The sequence below is a fragment of the Acinetobacter lwoffii genome, assembly GCF_024129435.1.
GTDB classification, from domain to species: domain Bacteria; phylum Pseudomonadota; class Gammaproteobacteria; order Pseudomonadales; family Moraxellaceae; genus Acinetobacter; species Acinetobacter lwoffii_F.
In genome coordinates, this window is record NZ_JAMXXN010000023.1 from 1 (window position 1) to 19771 (window position 19771).

The 19771-nt window shown below is 40.8% G+C and carries 9 protein-coding genes and 10 pseudogenes; 11 read left to right on the forward strand and 8 right to left on the reverse strand.

Features of this window, described 5'->3' with window-relative positions; all coding sequences use genetic code 11:
- Positions 1-248 precede the first annotated feature (248 nt).
- Together NI455_RS15565 and NI455_RS12435 are read left to right on the forward strand one after the other, a co-directional pair.
- Positions 249-356 (forward strand): annotated as a pseudogene (locus NI455_RS15565) (site-specific integrase); the annotation flags it as partial.
- A gap of 64 nt (positions 357-420) precedes the next feature.
- Positions 421-1496, forward strand: a protein-coding gene (locus NI455_RS12435; protein ID WP_253114452.1) for an IS3 family transposase whose coding sequence is annotated in 2 segments (ribosomal slippage) — positions 421-673 and positions 673-1496 — 1077 coding nt in all. Because the reading frame shifts where the segments join, the coding sequence is not laid out codon by codon here.
- A 168-nt stretch (positions 1497-1664) separates the two neighbouring features.
- On the opposite strand, the gene NI455_RS12440 is transcribed toward NI455_RS12435, so the two are convergent.
- From NI455_RS12440 to NI455_RS12455, 4 genes and pseudogenes are all read right to left on the reverse strand, one after another.
- Positions 1665-4331, reverse strand: coding sequence for an excinuclease ABC subunit UvrA (locus NI455_RS12440; protein ID WP_253114471.1), 2667 nt, complete (start codon positions 4329-4331; stop codon positions 1665-1667).
- Between the two features lie 42 nt (positions 4332-4373).
- Positions 4374-5596: pseudogene (locus NI455_RS12445) on the reverse strand (IS256 family transposase).
- Positions 5597-5689: 93 nt separating this feature from the next.
- Positions 5690-6667 (reverse strand): acrylyl-CoA reductase (NADPH), encoded by a 978-nt coding sequence (gene acuI, locus NI455_RS12450; protein ID WP_166137089.1) that lies wholly within the window; start codon positions 6665-6667, stop codon positions 5690-5692.
- Positions 6668-6749: 82 nt separating this feature from the next.
- Complete coding sequence (locus NI455_RS12455; protein ID WP_166137092.1) at positions 6750-7394, reverse strand: TetR/AcrR family transcriptional regulator; 645 nt, start codon at positions 7392-7394, stop codon at positions 6750-6752.
- Between the two features lie 303 nt (positions 7395-7697).
- Here NI455_RS12455 and NI455_RS12460 point away from each other — a divergent pair.
- The 8 genes and pseudogenes from NI455_RS12460 to NI455_RS12495 all read left to right on the forward strand — a co-directional run.
- Positions 7698-7931, forward strand: a pseudogene (locus NI455_RS12460) (transposase); the annotation flags it as partial.
- A 114-nt stretch (positions 7932-8045) separates the two neighbouring features.
- A pseudogene (locus NI455_RS12465) lies at positions 8046-8878 on the forward strand (IS982 family transposase).
- 8 nt (positions 8879-8886) lie between these two features.
- Positions 8887-9008, forward strand: a pseudogene (locus tag NI455_RS12470) (IS5/IS1182 family transposase); the annotation flags it as partial.
- An 85-nt stretch (positions 9009-9093) separates the two neighbouring features.
- A complete protein-coding gene (locus NI455_RS12475) occupies positions 9094-10905 on the forward strand; it encodes a monovalent cation:proton antiporter-2 (CPA2) family protein (RefSeq protein WP_004647827.1) in 1812 nt (603 codons plus the stop codon).
- A gap of 133 nt (positions 10906-11038) precedes the next feature.
- Positions 11039-11305, forward strand: coding sequence for a transposase (locus NI455_RS12480; protein ID WP_228127489.1), 267 nt, complete (start codon positions 11039-11041; stop codon positions 11303-11305).
- An 84-nt stretch (positions 11306-11389) separates the two neighbouring features.
- Positions 11390-11779 carry an IS66 family insertion sequence element accessory protein TnpB gene (tnpB, locus tag NI455_RS12485; protein WP_253114455.1) on the forward strand — a complete coding sequence of 130 codons (390 nt, stop codon included), beginning with the start codon at positions 11390-11392 and terminating at the stop codon, positions 11777-11779.
- Positions 11780-11939: 160 nt separating this feature from the next.
- Positions 11940-13093, forward strand: a pseudogene (gene tnpC / locus NI455_RS12490) (IS66 family transposase).
- Positions 13094-13124: 31 nt separating this feature from the next.
- A pseudogene (locus NI455_RS12495) lies at positions 13125-13492 on the forward strand (HipA domain-containing protein); the annotation flags it as partial.
- Positions 13493-13521: 29 nt separating this feature from the next.
- On the opposite strand, the gene NI455_RS12500 reads toward NI455_RS12495, so the two are convergent.
- The 4 genes and pseudogenes from NI455_RS12500 to fruB form a co-directional block, all read right to left on the reverse strand.
- Positions 13522-15204, reverse strand: coding sequence for a fructose-specific PTS transporter subunit EIIC (locus NI455_RS12500; protein WP_253114458.1), 1683 nt, complete (start codon positions 15202-15204; stop codon positions 13522-13524).
- A 4-nt stretch (positions 15205-15208) separates the two neighbouring features.
- Positions 15209-16141 (reverse strand): 1-phosphofructokinase, encoded by a 933-nt coding sequence (gene pfkB, locus NI455_RS12505; RefSeq protein ID WP_253114460.1) that lies wholly within the window; start codon positions 16139-16141, stop codon positions 15209-15211.
- A 7-nt stretch (positions 16142-16148) separates the two neighbouring features.
- Positions 16149-17798 (reverse strand): annotated as a pseudogene (gene ptsP / locus NI455_RS15610) (phosphoenolpyruvate--protein phosphotransferase); the annotation flags it as partial.
- Positions 17799-17884: 86 nt separating this feature from the next.
- Positions 17885-19013 (reverse strand): annotated as a pseudogene (gene fruB, locus NI455_RS15615) (fused PTS fructose transporter subunit IIA/HPr protein); the annotation flags it as partial.
- 328 nt (positions 19014-19341) lie between these two features.
- On the opposite strand from fruB, the pseudogene NI455_RS12515 reads away from it, so the two are divergent.
- A pseudogene (locus NI455_RS12515) lies at positions 19342-19491 on the forward strand (VF530 family DNA-binding protein); the annotation flags it as partial.
- Positions 19492-19771 lie beyond the last annotated feature (280 nt).

The following is a 19771-nucleotide window of genomic DNA, read 5'->3' on the forward strand; positions in this document are numbered from 1 at the left end:
ATATTTTATATCCAGTCCATGGTGATAAAAACCATCATAAACCAGACATTTTTATTGGTGAGAATATAGACACTTTAAATGGGTTCTAACACACTGATTTCGTATAATATTGATTATGTTAAATCCGATACACCTAACAATAACTTCATATCCTTCTTTCTTAAACCAAAATTCAATAACTTAAGTGATTTCTATTTTACTCATAAAATATGATATGTTGACCTTAAGAATACTTCATAAACTTTACTATGTTTGCTTTAAAAACAATTCATTTGGAAAAGAAAGTTTCAAACGAAAATCAAATTATTCTTTTGTTTGATCTGGATTCATCATGTCCATGTTTGTACCCAGTAATCCCTCCTAAAAACAATAGGACCTAAAAGTAGAATTTTCTCTTAAAGTATAGGCAGGAGATTCTGCATGAAAATATCTAAATTTACTGACAGTCAGATCATGTCCATTTTGAAACAGGCGGAGTCTGGCACACCTGTAGCCGCCCTTTGTCGTGAACACGGTATGAGTAATGCGACCTTCTATAAATGGCGTGCCAAATATGGCGGTATGGATACATCATTAATGGCAAAACTCAAAGAACTGGAAGCAGAAAATACCAGACTTAAAAAGATGTATGCTGAAGAACGCTTAAAGGCAGAGATCATTCAGGAAGCGATGGCAAAAAAGTGGTGAGGCCATCTTGCCGACGTAAGATGGCACAACAGGCAGTTGCCCACTATGCGATTAGCATTCGTTTGGCTTGCCGAGGATTTAGTATCAGTGAAACCTGCTACCGTTATCAATCCAAGTTAAACGATGACAATACATTAATTGCAGAACAGCTCATTGAGCTCACTGAAGAAAATACAGATTGGGGTTTTGGTCTGTGTTTCTCTTATCTACGTCATGTTGAAAACCATGTTTGGAATCATAAGCGTGTTTATCGCATTTACTGTGAGTTAGCACTGAATCTGCGCATTAAACCGAGAAGAAGACTAAAACGGCATGCACCAGAACCACTGAAAGAGCCGATCCGGGCAAATCAGGTCTGGTCACTGGATTTTATGCATGACCAGCTGATCGATAGTCGTAAGTTCCGATTGTTGAATGTGATTGATGATTACCGTCGAGAAGGTTTGACTATTGAAGCAGGATTCTCATTACCCACGATCAGGGTTATTCACACATTGAATCAGTTATTGGAATGGCGAGAAAAACTGTTAGTTATTCGGTGTGACAATGGCCCGGAGTTTATCAGTCACGAATTTGTACGCTGGGCAACTGAACAAGGTATTCGTATTGAATATATTCAACCAGGTAAACCACAGCAGAATGCGTATATTGAACGCTATAATCGGACTATACGTTATAGTTGGCTGAGCAAACATTTATTTGATACTTTGGATGAAGTACAAGATTATGCAACAAACTGGCTGTGGCATTACAACCATGAAAGACCACACCAAGCAAACAAAGGAAGGCCACCTCTAATGGCTGCTTAACCTCTACTTTTAACTTCGGTTATTAATGGGAGGATTACCGTTTGTGCAACAAAGCCCTTAGTTGAAAAAAACTTTTAGATTTCATGCTCACACACCACCTAAAACAAAAAATATCTGATTGATTTTACAGGCTTTTAATTTAAGGTTTTATTCTACCCACTCGCAATATCAACGTTTAGTATCACGACTCACTAACTCATTAACTAAATATGGAGCAGTACGGCTATCTTGATTTTCTGTTATTTCTTTTGGTGTTCCTGCCACAACAATATTCCCACCAGCATTTCCAGCACCTGGTCCCACATCAATCACCCAATCTGCTTGTGCAACGGCACGCATATCATGCTCAATCATAACCACGGTATTACCCGCATCGACTAATCGCTGCAATTGAACTAACAATCGATCTACATCTGATGGATGCAAACCTGTAGTTGGCTCATCAAGTATATACAGTGTATTTCCACGCTGATTGCGTTGCAGCTCGGTCGCCAATTTAATACGTTGCGCTTCTCCACCAGATAGTTCAGTCGCTGGTTGCCCTAAACGTAAATAACCAAGGCCAATTTCCTTTAATAATTGTAGTGAACGAGCAATCGAGACCTCTCCATCAAAAAAATCACGTGCTTCATTGACGGTCATTCCTAATACTTCAGCAATATTACGTCCATTCCAGCGAATTTTCAGAGTGTCATCATTATATCGAGCACCATGACATGTCGGACAAGGGGCATATACACTTGGCATAAACAATAACTCTACACTGACAAAGCCTTCACCTTCACAAGTTTCACATCGCCCTTTAGCCACATTAAACGAAAAACGTCCAGCATCATAATGAGCTTGGCGAGCTTCAGGAGTCCCAGCAAATAACTTTCTAACATGATCAAATAAACCCGTATAAGTTGCCAGATTAGAACGTGGAGTACGGCCAATTGGTTTTTGATCAACCTGTACCAGACGCTGTATAGCCTCCACATCACCAGCCAGAGAACCCTGTGTAACCTCGTTAACCAACATTCCTTCATTTAAAGGATTATTTTCATTATTGTTTTCAGTTTCAGACTCATTGCCTAAATATGAAAGTACTAACTCGGGTAAAGCTTGAGAAACGAGACTAGATTTACCTGAACCTGAAATACCTGTAACTGCTGTAAGTACACCAAGAGGTATACGAGCATCAATATTATGCAGGTTATGTCGGTAAATATTGTTAAGTTCAAGCCAACCAGAGGGTGTACGTCCATAACTTTGAGTAACTGGGATTTTATTAAATAAATAACTTGCAGTACGTGACGCTGAAATCTCACTTAAACCCTGAGGTACTCCACTATATAAAATATTACCACCTTGCTCTCCTGCATCTGGTCCAACATCCACTAACCATTGAGCACGACGCATGAGCTCTAAATCATGCTCTACAACAAATACGGAGTTTCCAGCGTCTCTTAATTTATCGAGAGAATCATATAATGACTGACTATCTGAAGGATGTAATCCAGCAGACGGTTCATCCAGTACATAAACTACACCAAATAGCATAGAACTTAATTGTGTTGCTAAACGCAAACGTTGTAACTCTCCCGCTGAAAGAGTCGGTGTGGCTCTATCTAATGTTAGATAACCAAGACCTAACTGGCGTAATTGATTTAAACGCCCCACCACACCATTTGCTAAACGCTGGGCAGCAATTTTCTTTTCATCTGAAAGTGCTGACGTACGTCTTACATCTGGAGATACAGAATGCACTGCTCTACCTGTTGTTGCTCGTTCAGATCTATCAAGTTGGGTTACTTTATTATTAGCCTTTTCTCCAGCATTATGAGCGTCGAAATTGCCAAGAACAATGGGCTCAAGCAGGCAAGTTAACTTATCCAAAGAAAGTTGCATAAACTCACCAATATCTACTCCAGCAAAGGTAATAGATAAGGCTTCTGGTTTAAGGCGTTTACCATGACAGGAAGGGCATATTTTTCCTTCCATAAAACGTGAAACACGTTTTTTCATCAACGTACTTTGGGTATTAGCAAAAGTATGAAGGACATAGCGACGAGCACCAGTGAAAGTGCCCATATAGCTGGGTTCTAGTTTACGTTTAAGTGCAGATTGAGTCTCAGCGGGGCTTAAACCAGCATAGACAGGAACTGTTGGGGTTTCTTCAGTAAATAAAATCCAGTCTCTATCCGATTGCGGTAAATCTTTCCATGGTCGATCAACATCATACCCTAGGGTTACTAGGATATCGCGTAAGTTTTGCCCGTGCCAAGCAGGTGGCCATGATGCGATAGCTCTCTCACGAATACTGAGTGTTGGGTCAGGAACCATTGTCGATTCTGTAACTTCATAAATGTGACCTAAACCATGACAGGTAGGACAAGCACCTTGAGGAGTGTTCGGTGAAAAGTCCTCGGCATATAACATTGGCTGATCGGCAGGATATGCACCAGCACGCGAATAAATCATTCGCACGAGACTTGATAAAGTTGTTACACTTCCAACAGAAGAACGGGTATTACTTGCACCACGTTGTTGTTGCAATGCTACTGCTGGTGGTAGACCATCAATAGCATCAACATCTGGTACTCCGGCCTGATCTATTAAGCGTCTTGCATAAGGTGCAACAGATTCGAAATATCTTCTTTGTGCTTCAGCAAAAATAGTTCCAAAAGCAAGTGATGATTTTCCTGAACCCGATACACCTGAGAAAACAACAAGTGCATTTCTTGGGATAGAAACATCTACATCCTTAAGGTTATGCTCACGTGCACCTCGAACTTCAATACAATTATTAGATAAAGTAATGTTATTGTGTTCACCAAAAGAATGTATTTTCATGTTTCTACGAGCCTGTAAATTATTTTGTGTAAGTCTCATTTTTTATAAATGATCTTTTAATCGATCATCGAACTGAATCGTAAACCAATTCATTGCTAAACGCCAATTTTGAATTGGCATGGTCCATTTTTTAGCAGCATTTGAAGTTGCTAAATAAATGACCTTTTTCACTGAATCATCAGAAGAGAAGATCTTTCTCTTTTTAGTTGAATGGCGGATCACGCTATTCAATGATTCAATTGCATTTGTTGTATAAATCACATGACGTATTTCAGCAGGATAGCTAAAGATCGTTCGGATATTTTCCCAATTTGCCCGCCAGGATTCTCCAATTTTTGGATACTGGTGATTCCATTGATCGCAGAAGATATCTAGGGGCTTTAAAGCATTTTCCTCTGTACTTGCCTGATAGATCGCCTTCAATCCTGCTGTTACAGCTTTGTAGTCCTTCCAGCTCACAAATCTCAGGCTATTGCGTACAACATGTACGATACACAGCCGGATATCAGTATGAGGGTAGACAGAGGCTATCGCATCAGGAAAGCCTTTTAGTCCTGAGAAGCGCTGCTTCGCAAGGCAGGCTACAAGAATATCTTGCACTCCTCGATTTTTAAGCTCTGTCATGACTGATAGCCAGAATTTGGAACCTTCTGTTTGAGCAAGCCACATGCCAAGAAGTTCTTTTTGGCCATCCAGGTTAATGCCTAATGCTAAATAAACTGATTTATTGATTACTGTTGAATGCTGACGAACCTTAACAACAATGCAATCTAAATAGACAATAGGATAAAGACTATCGAGTGTTCTATTTTGCCATTCTGTCACTTGTTCAATGACAGCATCCGTCACCTTACTAATAAGGGAGGCAGATACATCGGCATCGTACATTTCTTTAAAAAAGCAACAATTTCTCTATTTTTCATTCCTTTCGCATATAACGAAAGAATTTGATCATCCATGCTAGTAATGCGTGTTTGATGCTTCTTAATAATCTGTGGTTCAAAAGAGCCATCACGATCACGAGGGATATCTAAAGCAAGCTGCCCATCTTGTGTTAGAACTGTTTTGGAGCTAAAACCATTACGTGCATTAGATCCTTTCTTAGGTTGATGCTTTTCATAGCCTAAATGTTCAGAAAGCTCAGTATTCAGAGCGGTTTCGATCATGAACTTTTTAAATATGGCTGTCATTTGGTTTAAATTTTCAGGAGTTTTTAAACCTTTAGCTAATTCAGCTGCCATACTTTTGATTGTAGCTTCATCCATGTGAAGTACCTCTTTTTATTATCCTCAATAAGATAAATAAAAATTAAGTACTTACACAAAATTTAGAACAGTCCCACAATTCATTTTGTTGAACTATATCTGTACAACAACTCTACCTCGAATTTTTCCATCTAAAATTTCATTTGAAATATTTAAAGCATCTGTTAACTGAATTTCAGTCGTTACTGTTTCTAATTTTGTTTGATCTAATTCTGTAGCCAAACGTTCCCATGCTTCTTTTCTTAATTCGATTGGTGCCATCACGCTATCAATTCCATATAAGGTAATCCCTCTTAGAATAAATGGAGCAACTGTTGCTGGAAAATCCATTCCGCCTGCCAAACCACACGCAGCAACTGCACCACGATATTTTGTACTAGCACATGCATTGGCTAAAGTATGGCTTCCAACAGTATCAATTACGCCAGCCCAAACCTCTTTGTTTAATGGCTTTCCTGGGGAAGATAATTCAATACGATCAATAATTTCACTCGCACCTAGATAGGTTAAATATTCTGACTCTTGAGGTCGACCAGTTGAAGCTGTAATCTCATAACCAAGATGATTCAAAATAATAATGGCAATACTACCTACTCCACCATTTGCACCTGTCACTAAAATTTTTCCATCACTTGGTTTAATACCATGTTTTTGTAAAGCCATAACACACAACATTGCGGTATAACCTGCTGTACCAATAACCATCGTATCTTTAAAAGAAAAAGCAGAAGGTTTTTGTATGAGCCAATCACCAGAAACAGTGACTTGCTCGGCTAGCCCTCCAAAATACTTTTCACCCACTCCCCAACCATTCAGTAGAACTTCATCTCTTTTTTTCCATGCTGGATGTTTTGATTCAATCACAACACCCGAAAAATCGATGCCTGGGGTCAAAGGAAAACTACGCACCACTGGTGAACGCCCAGTAATGGCTAAAGCATCTTTATAATTGAGTGTTGAATATTTGACTTCGACTCTAACCTCTCCTTCTTGTAAAGGCTTTGATGCAATCTCAGTAATTTGTGATGTGTAACCAGCTTCATCTTTAGTAATTACAATACCTTTGTACATAGAACTTCCTCTCTATTTAATTAGACTGCTTGTCTAGAATTAATTAAAAAATAAATACAGACATCTGCATTTATTTTTTTAATTAACTTTTTACGTGATTTTGTTTTTTTACAGCTAAAGTAAACAAGCGATAAAATGCTTCTAAGGGACTTGTTGATTTGACCAAACGTGCTCTTAGAACTGCACCTTCCCACCCAATCCAAAACTGATAAGCAGCTTCATCGCAATCAGCTAGGCTATATTGTGAATTTGACTGATGGAGGCAATCAGAAACTAATTTCTCCCATACCTTAAAGATACTTTCGATTCGGGCAATGATTCCTTGTGGCAAATACGACACTTCTTGTCCTAAGTTACCTAAAATACAACCTCTTTTAAAATCATATTTTTGCATTTTTTCACCCGCATCTTTTACAAAATTTTGCAGCTTTTCTAGTGGGGAAAGATCAGTTTGACTTAAAAACTTATTCAATCGCTTCACAAAATAAAGTTCATAAGCATCTAAGACTTCTAAAATAAAAGCCTCTTTATTTACAAAATAATGGTAGAAAGACCCTTTAGGAACTTGGACTGATTTCATGAGATCGTCCAAGCTCATAGCATTCATTCCACGTTCGGTCAGTAACTCGATACCTCGGTGGATTAAAACTTCTCTAGTGTCTGCATAGTTACAACCGTGTTTGGTTGGTCGACCACGTGGTCTTTTGGGTGAGGAAGAATAATTCATATAATAAAAATAGACTATGTGACTAGAAATAACAACAATAAGATTATTTGATTGAAAATTTTATCTAAACGTCATCTAGTTCTCTTTTTTCACAGTACTTAGTCATTCATATAAATGCTTTTAAAAATCCTATAAGTTTATGAACTAATTTTTTATAAATTTCTATTATTTTTCTTCAAAATATTGAAATTAATAAATATATTGTAAAAATAATTTATAAACTAGATTTTAGGTAAACATAAGTTAAATAGAAAATTTTTAGTTAAATAAGGCTCTGTTGCACAAACTTACCACTGGAGGCTTCTTAGCTATCAAAAAAGTCGCGATAGTCTCCATCTACTCATTGACCCTACTGGCTTGAGGTTTTTAGGAGAAGGTGAATGAAAACGTAAAAAACATCAGTCTGAATATCGATGACAATAGCGTAAACTTCACATAGGTATAATAGATGCTGAAACACTGCAAAAACTTGCAGCTCAGCTCACAACCAATAATGTCAGTGACTCACAGGTGTTTGGTGATGGATTGGATAGCATAAAAAAATAATTAATATATTTCAATATATTAAACCCCAATCTCAACTTTTTAAGTGATTGAAATAAAAAGGACATAACCCTATTTTAGTTTCCACCAAGAAATTAAAGCAAAGTTATGTCCATTGAAGAATTTATCATTTTTGTCTATGTAATCATAGAACAGCTTTATCCCATTGTTGTTATTCAGCCTCTGAGAACTCGTGGTTTTCCGCCTGCTGTTACTGATGTAGAAATCATCACTATGCAAATAGTAGGTGAATTTCTTGTTTTAGATACAGACAAAAATATTTGGATGTATTTCAAAAACAATTGGTTAGAATGGTTTCCAAAATTAGGATCTTATCCCAATTTCTGTAAACATTGTGCATACCTGTGGCATGTCAGTCAATCCATTATGGGACAGCTCATTCAGCGTTATGGTTCAGATAACATTCACTTTATTGATGGCTTCCCACTCCCTGTCTGTAGTTATACCAGAGCTAGAAAGCATAAAAACTTGATGGTTTCAAAGCTCATATCGTCATTAATCTTTCAGGCATGATTACGGGTTATACCTTTGCACCTGCTCATTGTGATGAGCGAGATGTTGCACCTGAAATCACGAATGATATTTACGGTTTACTGGGAGCAGATAAGGGCTATTTAAAACCAGAATTGAAACGATATTATGAATATCAGGGTATTGATTTACAAACACCCTTTAGAAAAAACATGATAGATTTCAGACCTAAAGAGACAATGCAAATAATGATGAAAGCCCGAAGAAAGATTGAAACAGTGATTGGTCAATTAACAGATCGCTTTCACATTCAGAAAGTGAGGGCAAAAGATCTATGGCATTTAACCCACCGCATAACTCGTAAAATTCTGTCGCATACAATTTGTGTGGTGCTAAATAAAAAGCTTGGTCATTCACCAATTCAATTCGAAAATCTTATTTTAAGTTGAGATTGGCGTATTTATATAAAATTAGATACTTAGTTGAGAACGCATTTATAGGTTAAAGCAGTTCAGAGGAATAGCAACACCATATGATAAGCTAAGGTGTAGCTATGAGGGTGCAGTTGCATTAGCTTGAAGCCTGTATATATATTTGGCTACCTTTATCGGGTAAATTCTATACTTGAAATGTCAACAGACCCCATACAAAATCTGAGAAATATATGAGTGCAGAAGCCACATCTATCAGCCTTCTATCCCCTGTCATACTGCTCACAGCGGCAGTGATCTCAGTCCCCTTAATAAAGCGTCTAGGATTAAGCTCGGTATTGGGATATTTAATTGCAGGATTAATTATTGGTCCATTTGGACTGGCGTTTTTCTACGATTCTGCATCTATTCTGCATATTGCTGAGCTTGGTATTGTGATGTATCTGTTTGTGATTGGACTAGAAATGCGTCCATCGTATTTATGGAGTTTAAGAAAAGAAATTTTTGGATTAGGCGCATTACAAATTAGTGCCTGTTCATTGGGGTTAACGGCGGTAGGCTTGATCTATGGCTATTCTTGGCAAGTGAGTTTTGTATGTGCTGCAGGCTTTGTACTCACCTCGACTGCAATTGTGATGCAACTTTTGGGAGATCGTGGAGACATTGCTCAACCACGAGGACAAAAAATTATCTCGATCCTGCTGTTTGAAGATTTATTGATTGTCCCTTTATTGGCAATTGTCGCTTTTATCGCACCGAATCATGTTGTTGAAAGTACTTCTACGCGTTTGCAGAGCATCGGAATTGGTTTAATTTCAATTGCAGGTTTAATCGCTGCAGGCTATTGGTTGCTTAATCCTTTATTTCGCTTATTAGCCGCAGCCAAAGCCCGTGAAGTCATGACTGCAGCAGCACTCTTAGTGGTACTCGGCGCAGCATTACTGATGCAAGTCAGTGGCTTATCGATGGCAATGGGGGCTTTCCTTGCAGGGGTATTACTCTCCGAATCCACTTTTCGCCATCAGATTGAAGCAGATATTGAACCGTTTCGTGGCATATTGCTCGGATTATTTTTTCTAGGTGTAGGCATGTCACTAGACCTTAACGTCGTAAAAAATAACTGGGTGTTAATCTTAAGTGCTGTACTTCTGCTGATGTTTGTCAAAGCATCCATGATTTACCTAATTGCACGCATGACCAAAAGTTCACACTCCGAAGCACTCGATCGCGCATTACTGATGGCTCAAGGGGGCGAGTTTGCTTTTGTACTCTTTGCTGCCGCCATGAGTGCTCAAATCATTAGTGCTGTTGAAAGCTCAAACCTGACTGCGATTGTAGTCTTGTCGATGATTTTGACCCCGATTATAGGCATTCTATTTAAACCTTTTACCCAAACTACAGAACAAACTTCTTTAGAAAATATCCGTATTGCCGAAGGACTTTCTGGAAAAGTATTGATGATTGGTTTCGGTCGTTTTGGACAAGTCTCCAGTCAATTACTGCTTGCTCGAGGGATTGATGTGACCATCATTGATAATGATATCGACATGATTCAAAACGCTGAAAGATTTGGATTTAAAATTTACTATGGCGATGGTTCTCGTTTAGATATTTTACATGCCTCGGGAGCAGATACGGCTGAGGCAATTGTTGTTTGCGTAGACCACAAAGAAACGACGAATAAGATTGTAGAGTTGGTGCAACATGAATTTCCTTTAACCAAGTTACTGGTTCGCTCTTATGACCGTGAGCATGCGCTGCATTTAGCAAAACAAAATGTGGATTACATGATTCGAGAAACCTTCGAGTCGGCAATGCTATTTGGCGGTGCGATTTTAGAAGAATTGGGTGTTGACCAGAGTGATGTTGAAGAAATTAGCCAAGAAATCCGAGAACGAGACAAAGAACGTTTTGAAACCGAAGTTGCAGCAGATGATGTCTATGCGGGTATCGGCTTGCAATACACAGGACCGCGTCCGACTGCACCTTTAATTACACCAAAGCACACAGGGCAAATTCTGAATGAAGATGACACTCATCAATAATTTCACGTATTAAGCCCAAATAAAAAGAGGTCTCTGTAGATCTCTTTTTCGGTAAGCATCCGCTGAACCCCACTTTTCTTATTTTCTCAATATACCAATAGTGCCCATTATTTATTAAATGGACATTATGTTTATGGCCTTAGACACTTTTATAGACACTGAACAAACGACAGAAAGAGCCCGCAGAATCTTCGCAACTGATTTTAAACAGCACTTGGTCGAGCTTTGCCTGCAGCCAAATACATCAGTGGCTAAGGTCACAATGCAACATCAGATCAATGCCAATCTATTACATAAATGGATTCGTCATTCACAACCCCTTCCATTCCACAGACCGACTTTCTTCCCGTCATTCTTCACCCGACACCAGAGTCAAACAAGAAGCACCGCCGCCACCTGAACCGGAAAAGAATGCTGTCGCTCATATCAGAATTCCACTGCATCAGAAACAATGCTCCGCAAGAGATCAGGTGATCGAAATAGAATGGCCAGTGGAATCGGCCAAGGAGTTGCTGCTTTTACTTCAGGGCTTGATCAAATGATCCTCATTGATGAAATCTGGCTTTCTACCCAACCTCTGGATATGCGAGCAGGTATGGATACTGTCATGGCTCAGGTGCTGAGAGCCTTTGGCTATATCAAACCGCATTGTGCTTATCTGTTCTGTAATAAGCGTGGCCGTCGCATGAAAGTGCTGGTGCATGATGGGCTGGGCATCTGGCTATGTGCCCGACGGCTGGAACAGGGAAAATTCCACTGGGCTAAAGTTCACCAAGATGAAACCGTGACCCTCAGCCCGGAGCAGTTACAAGCACTGATCCACGGTTTAACTTGGCAAAGAATCGGTCTGCAGCAAGTGGTAACAATGCTCTAAATCGAACTCATCCATTCTGCTATTCTCCAAACATGATCTCAACCATACTGCAGTCATGAAAATGCTGCCTGATTTAAACCAACTGACCCATGAACACCTGCTGGAATTTATCCGACAGTTGGCGCTGCAGCATCAGTCTTTAGCATAATCAAAACAACAACTGGAACAATCAAATCAGCAATTAGATTCTAAAGTTAAATCTCTCTCTAATCTCAATCAAAAATACGAGCATGAACTTTTGCAGTTTAAACGGCATAAGTTCGCCCAGAAGAATGAATACTTAACGGCCAAACAAATCCACCTCTGGGATGAAGCGGTTGAAGAAGATATTGCCGCGGTTGATCTGGAACTGGAACGGCTGAATGCAGCTAAAACCGATGCAGCGACACAGAAAGCCCCAGCCAACAAACCTAAACGTCGACCGCTACCTGATCATCTACTCACTCTGCGTATTGAGCACGAACCTGCCTCAACGCAATGCAGCTGTGACAGCTTGTACTGCAGCAACAGGTGCTGCATGCCGATGAAACACCGGTCACCATCATGCAGATGGGTGAGAATGAGAAAAAACCGAAGAAAGGTTATGTCTGGGCCTATGCCACCACACAGTACAATCTACTTCAGGCGGTGATCTATGACTTTCAGGATAAGCATGCTGAAGAGTTCCTGAAAGACTGGCAAGGCCATCTGGTCTGTGATGATTATGGTGGTTATAAAGCACGCTTTAAATCAGGCCAGATCATTGAGGTGGGCTGCATGGCCCATGCACATCTTAAATTCCATGAACTGCATGTGACCGGGAAAAGTCAGGTCGCTGAACAAGCATTAGTGATGATTCAGAAACTGTATGCCATAGAAGCAGAACTCAGGAAAAAGACCGATGGTACAGCGCAACACCGTCGCGAATACCGGCAACAACATAGCTAATCGGTGATGCAACAACTATATGAATGGCTCAACCAACATTATCTGACGGTGCCGTCGAGTTCTCCAATCGCCAAGGCGATCAATTACACTCTGAAGCGTTGGCCAGCTTTAAGTCGCTATTTGGATGATGGCAATCTACCGATTTGCAACAATTGGGTCGAAAATCAAATGCGTCCCTGGGCATTGGGACGCAAGGACTGGTTGTTTGCTGGCTCGCTACGCAGTGGTCAGCGAGCTGCGAATGTCATGACCCTGATTCAGTCAGCAAAGCTGAATGGGCTAGATCCGTATGCCTATTTAAGTGATGTGCTGAAAAGGTTGCCGACACATAAAGTGACCCAGATTGAAGAATTACTGCCACACCGCTGGAAACCCAACTCAAATTAAAAAATAGCGATGGGGTTCAGCGGACGCTTACGCTGTTTTCAATGTAGTATTCAATAATCGAGATGATCATTGCAAAAACTTTTCATTTCTGATGTCCCAAAATGGGCAATGGAAACTCGCCCCTGCCTATGATGTTACTTTCTGTGAAGGACCAGGGGGATATCATCAAATGGATATCATGGGTGAGGCACTGGATATTCCTCGACAAGCTCTTGTGAAACTTGGTACTCAGGAAGCGGAACTTTGTGTCCAAGAAGTCGATGAAATTATTGGCTCGATTTGTAAGGTTGCAATCCGATTCAGCAATATCGCTCATGACCTATTACCTGGACAAATTCAAGCAGAGACTCTCCAACTGGTCCAAAATAGGATTGAGCAAATATTCATTTATTGCACTAAATAGCTTTCACAAAGCTTCTATGAAGGGCTTATTCTAATCGTTGTTTTATCACGGCATAAGCTACACCAGTCACCACACTTCCAATCGCAATCGCCAATAAATATTTTAATGGATAATTCATCGCATTCGGAATGATCAGTACCATTACACCGCCATGAGGAGTGACTAGTTCACATTTAAATAATGCAACCAAAGCCCCAGTTACAGCACCACCTGCGATCGCGCATGGAAGCACTCGAATCGGGTCTTTGGCAGCAAACGGAATAGCCCCTTCCGAGATGAAACATAGGCCCAGAACTACAGCAGCCTTCCCTGCATCTTGCTCAGGTTTGGCAAATTTATGCTTTGCCAGAAAAGTTGCAATTGCCATACCCAATGGCGGTACCATACCCGCAGCCATGGTAATCGCCATCGGTCCGTATGTTTGTGACGTAAGTAAGCCCACCGTAAAGGCATAAGCCGCTTTATTTATTGGCCCCCCAACATCAATACACATCATACTCCCAAGGATAATCCCCATGATCATGGCATTGGTCGTCCCCATATTGGCAAGGAAGTGTGTGAGTAATTCAAACAATTGTGCAACAGGCTGTCCAACCACATAAATCATGATTAAACCAACAGCTAAACTGGCCAATAGTGGAATAATCAAAATTGGTTTTAATGCTTCTAGGCTACTTGGGAGTTTAAGCTGTTTCGATAAAAATAACGCAATATAACCTGCAATAAAACCTGCAACTAATCCACCGAGAAAGCCTGCCTCTAATTGTGTTGCAAGTAAACCGCCAATCAAACCTGGAGTTAAACCCGGACGATCCGCAATAGAATAAGCAATATAACCTGCCAGCATAGGTACCATAAGAGTAAATGCTGCAGCACCTATTTGCTTTAAGGATGCGGCAAAGCTTCCTTCAACAGGATTGAGGCCAAACATAAACGAGATGGCAATGATCAAACCGCCCGCCACCACCATCGGCAGCATGAAAGACACGCCTGTTAAAAGGTGTTTATAAATTCCTGTTTTTTCTTTGTTTTCATTTTCTGTCTTAGTGGCTGTTTGCTTACCCGTTTCAAGCAGTTTGGCCTCAGCAATTGCATTTGCAAAAGTCTTATCCGTTTGCTTAAGGGCAAATCCTGTACTACAGCGATATACACGTTTGCCTACAAAGCGATCTGTATTGACCTCAATATCCGTTGCTAAGATCACGACATCTGCTTTGGCAATACTTTCTGCCGATAAAACATTTTTAGCCCCAACCGATCCTTGGGTTTCAACATCAATCTGATACCCGTGCTTTACTGCACCTTGTTGTAAGGCTTCGGCCGCCATAAACGTATGCGCAACGCCAGTTGGACATGCTGTAATGGCGACAAACCGTGTAACCCCTACATTGGCTGCAATAGTTTCATCTAAAGCATCTGAATGCTCAAGAACTTGTTGCAAAAGCATGATCGCATCGTGTTGTGCGTTATTCAAACCAATGACTTTCACAACCTTGTCACGCAGTTGATCTGCATCTGCCGACTTCTGTCCAACAAAAACAACCGTATCAATAACATTTGATAAATCAAGATGCTCGACTGATGTCGCCACATGATTGGAAATACCAAGTGCTGTTGCTGCTTTGGAGAGTTTTTTGGCCAAAATCACTGCATTAATCGGCTGCTCGGGGCTATGTGGCACAAATAAAATATGTTTTATCTCTTGCATCGTATTAACTCAATGATTGGACTGAGATTTGCGATTTCAAATCTTCAATAACAGTAAAGTCTGGAAGAGCAAACCCAATTTGGGTCACAGCATTGCTCGCAATTGCGGTTGCTGTTTTCAATGTTTCTTCTGGGGAAGTTGAACTCAACAAGCCATGAATCATACCTGCCAGCAAGGAATCTCCCGCACCCACCGTACTTTGGACGGTGACCTTCGGTGCAGTAGCATGCAGGGGTTGCGTGCGGTGAAGCCAGTTCACCCCGTTTTCACCCATCGAGACCACAATATGTTCGATCTGACTATTTAAACTGGCAAAAAGATGCTGCTGTTCTGCAAACGTTTCTGCTGGCAAATGGTAGGTTTCAGTCAACTCATCTGTATTAGGCTTAATCAACCAAGGATGGGCAGCAATTGCTGCTTTCAACGCAACACCACTGGTATCTACTGCGACTTTTTTACCCGCAGACTGTAACCATAGAATCAGTGTTGAAAGCTCTTCTGCAGAAAAACCTTGTGGCAAACTACCTGCAATCACAATCACATCAACCTCTAAAATCAGTTGAGATAGGCGTTCACGTAATTGTTGTTTTGCTGAGGTATCTACAAAAAAGCCCTTGCCATTGATGTCAGTCATCTGACCAGAAGCTTCTGCAACTTTAATGTTTTGTCGTGTTTCACCTGCAACATAAATAAATTGGTTATCAAATTGCTCTTGCTGGATATGATGGTCAAAAATTTGACGGTTTTCTTGCCCCAAAAAGCCACTCACAATCAGTTCATGTCCCAAATCCTTAAGGACTTGTGCCACGTTTAAGCCTTTACCTGCTGCATGGCTTTGGGCCGTTAACTGACGATTGACCTCGCCAACTTTTAGTTGATCCAATTGCACGGTGAGGTCAATTGCAGGATTCAGAGTAATGCTTAATATCTTAGCCATTCGGTAATTACTCCACCAATGCACGTACGGCAGTTGCACTGTCACAACTTAAGGCTTGCTGTGCAACCTGTTGGCAATTTATATAGTTCAAACCACGAATTTGCGCCTTCACCAATGGAATACTGGTACTCGACATACTCAACTCATCCACGCCCAAGCCCATCAATACAGGCACAGCTTTTGGATCAGCAGCCAATTCACCACAAATGCCCACCCATTTACCATACTGATGCGCTGCCCGAACAGTTTGATCAATCAATAGTAAAATACTCGGATGTAAGCCATCAGCTTCGGCAGACAATAGTGGATGACCACGGTCAATCGCCAGAGTATATTGAGTCAAGTCATTGGTTCCAATACTAAAAAAATCAACTTCTTGAGCAAGAATTGGAGCCAACAATGCTGCCGCAGGAACCTCAATCATAATACCGACTTGTAAGTTTGCACATGGATGCTGTATGCGAACCTCATCCAAAATTGCTTTTGCTGCTCGCCATTCTTCAACCCGCCCAATCATGGGAAACATAATTCTTAATGGGCGATTATCTGCTGCTTTAAGTAAAGCAACCAATTGCTGATGTAACAACTCTGGCTTACGTAAAGTCAGACGAATACCACGTAAGCCTAAGAATGGATTTTCTTCCTTTTCAATAGGCAAATATGGCAAAGGTTTGTCCCCACCCACATCAAGTGTACGTACCACCAATGGACGACCCGCCAAAGCATCTAACACCACCCGATAATCGGCTTCTTGTGTAGCCTCATCAGGCGCACTGCTGTGTGACATAAAGACCAATTCTGTGCGTAGCAAACCAATTGCTTCTGCCCCATCGGCCACAGCCTGTATCGTAGCGCCCACTTTGCCAATATTGGCTGCGATTTCAACTTGATGTTGATCCAGTGTGATGGCAGGTTCTAAACAATGCTGTTCCGCTTGTTCTCGCAACTCACGCTGGCGTTGGCGCTCTGCAATGGCATGATCAATCTGACTTTGCTCGGGTGAGACCACATACTCACCACTATCCCCATTAATTAGAACTGTGGCATGGTTCTCAATATTTAAAACAGCTACACCCGCACCTACGACTGCTGGAATAGCCAGAGCACGTGCCACAATAGCACTATGGGCACTCGCTCCACCAACCGCGGTCAAAATGCCTGCAACACGATCTTTATTCAGACGCGCTACATCACTCGGGCCAACATCATGCATAATTAAGATATAAGGTTGCTCGGGTTCTATGACATCGGCCACACCGCACAAAACAGCCAAAACTCGCTCACCAATATCCCTTAAATCAGCCGCACGCTCTGCAAGTAAACGATCGCTAAGTGCAGCCTGTGCGGTAGCAGCCACTTCAATATGATCATGCCAAGCTGCAGCAGCAGACAACCCCTGTTTTAAACCGCGTTGTACACTTTGGAGGAGGTCTGGATCATCCAGCATTTCCAAATGTGCCATGAATATCTGCTTAATGGGAGTAGATTCAGTATGTGCAATAAATTGACGTAAGCTATTTTTCACCTGATGAAGCGCAATTTCAAGCTTTTCATTCTCAGCTTTAAAACTCTGTCCGCGACGTTCATAACTAAATTCGCGTGGCTTCACCACATGAGCAGGACCAAAAGCAAGGCCAGTTGATGCCGCAATACCGCAGCTACCCGTATCGCCATGTGATTCAAAAGGCATTAATTCCAAAGTATTTACGACTGGGTCACTACTGCTGTGCTGATGAGATACAAAATCAACAGCTTCAACCTCTTCTCCTAAGCCCTGTTTAACTGCATCAATAATCTGTTCTAAGCCTGCTACAGCATCGGTATCGGGTTGTGCAATAAAAGTCAGAGTTTGACCACGACGACATCCCATAGCTAATAATTTGGTTAAACTTTTTGCCGAAACGTAAGCTCCCTCATCTACAGCAACGAGAATATCCCCTGCAAATTTCTTAGTCATATTGACCAAGTGTGTCGCGGGACGCGCATGTAGACCATGAGCATTAGCTAAGACAATACGACGAGATGGCCAATCAGGAATCAGTTCAGCACCAATTAACTGCGCCAACTGGTGACTATCTTGCTCTTGGTTGAGGATATGAACTTGTTCAGTATCAAACAAAATATCCATTAACCGTTGAAACCGTTGCATATCCAGTTGCTCATTACTGGCAATACACACCAAAGTCTTGAGCATTTCCTGCTGATGGCTTAAAACCTGTTCCGCTTTTACCAAACTTACAGCTGGGCTCAAAACATGCTGGTTAGAAGTGATCGACCAGACCCCCTCCCCTAAATGAATCATGCTGTTTAGGTTTAAACCCGACAGAAAACCACACTCCACCATTTTTTGCTGTTTCAGCAACTGTGTTGCGTGCCAAATTAAATCTTCTACATCAAGTGCGGGAACTTGAGTGGCGATTAAATTTTCATGCAATGCCAAAGATGCAGGTTGGGCTTGTAATAATGCAATAATTTGCTCTGCGGATTGAGCCTGTTTCACTTGATCAGCGACATCATTAATTAAAGCCCGCGTCAAAATTTGTAAGACTTGCAAATGCTCATCTGATTTCGCAGCAATCACTACTGCTAAATAAATTTTATTTTCACCGTCCCAAACAACTCCTTCAGGAAAGTGCGCCAGACGAATACCAGTTTTTAAAATATATTGGCGAGACTGAGGCGTCCCATGCGGAATGGCAATTCCTTGCCCTAAATACGTTGCACTTTGTTGTTCGCGCCCGGTCAACCCATGAATATAATCAGGTGTAACCAACTGGTCTTCGACCAAGATATCGACTAGACATTGCAACGCTTGTGCTTTATCAGTGGCGTGTTGTTTCATTCGAATATGTTGTATATCTAGCGCGAGCATAAAGCGTCCTTGCAAAATAGCATAGTGAAAAGCTATGCCTTTTTACTGGAGAAAAAATAAAAGTCGAATTCTACTCAGGATTTACACAAAAATCTGTATATTTTGATTTTATCTTGATAATCATTATTACGACGCAATTAAGAAACGACGAGATTCTCCAAAGCTCAGTGTTGCGATAGTTGGGTTTAGTTCTAATTGAACCGCTCTATCTCTGATTTCAGGGGTATATTTAGGTTTTTCATCGGATCACTACGCTTCGCTACGTCTTGCGAAGCAATGCGTCTCATCTCAGAAAGTTTGGTCTCCGACAAACCCGGTACGGTTCAGTTTAAGTCGTAAAATTGAAGTTAGATGTTTTTGCATAGATCCAAGTGTTAAATCATCATTGCGATTCTTGCGTACCACACCCTAGGCACGTGAAAAAGTAGAAAGCTTATATTTGTACATGTTACGTCAAAAAGCAAAACAGAAACCGTAGCCCCAGGCAACACCCCTCTCATCATAAAATTATACCAGTCAGTAAAATACCTTTAGATTAAGCATGTGTATGTTGGTTATTATTGTTGATTATCACAATAAATTAGTGACCAAAAATCAAAGTATCCTACCCTACCTTGAATTACACCACATAAAATAAAAACTCTATATAACTGTTATATATAGAGTTTATTTAAATACCAATTATAGTATTTAGTGTATTTTATGTCGGTGACTCTTACCAAGGTTGGTTTTTTCAAAAGGAAGCTTTGTTTACCCAA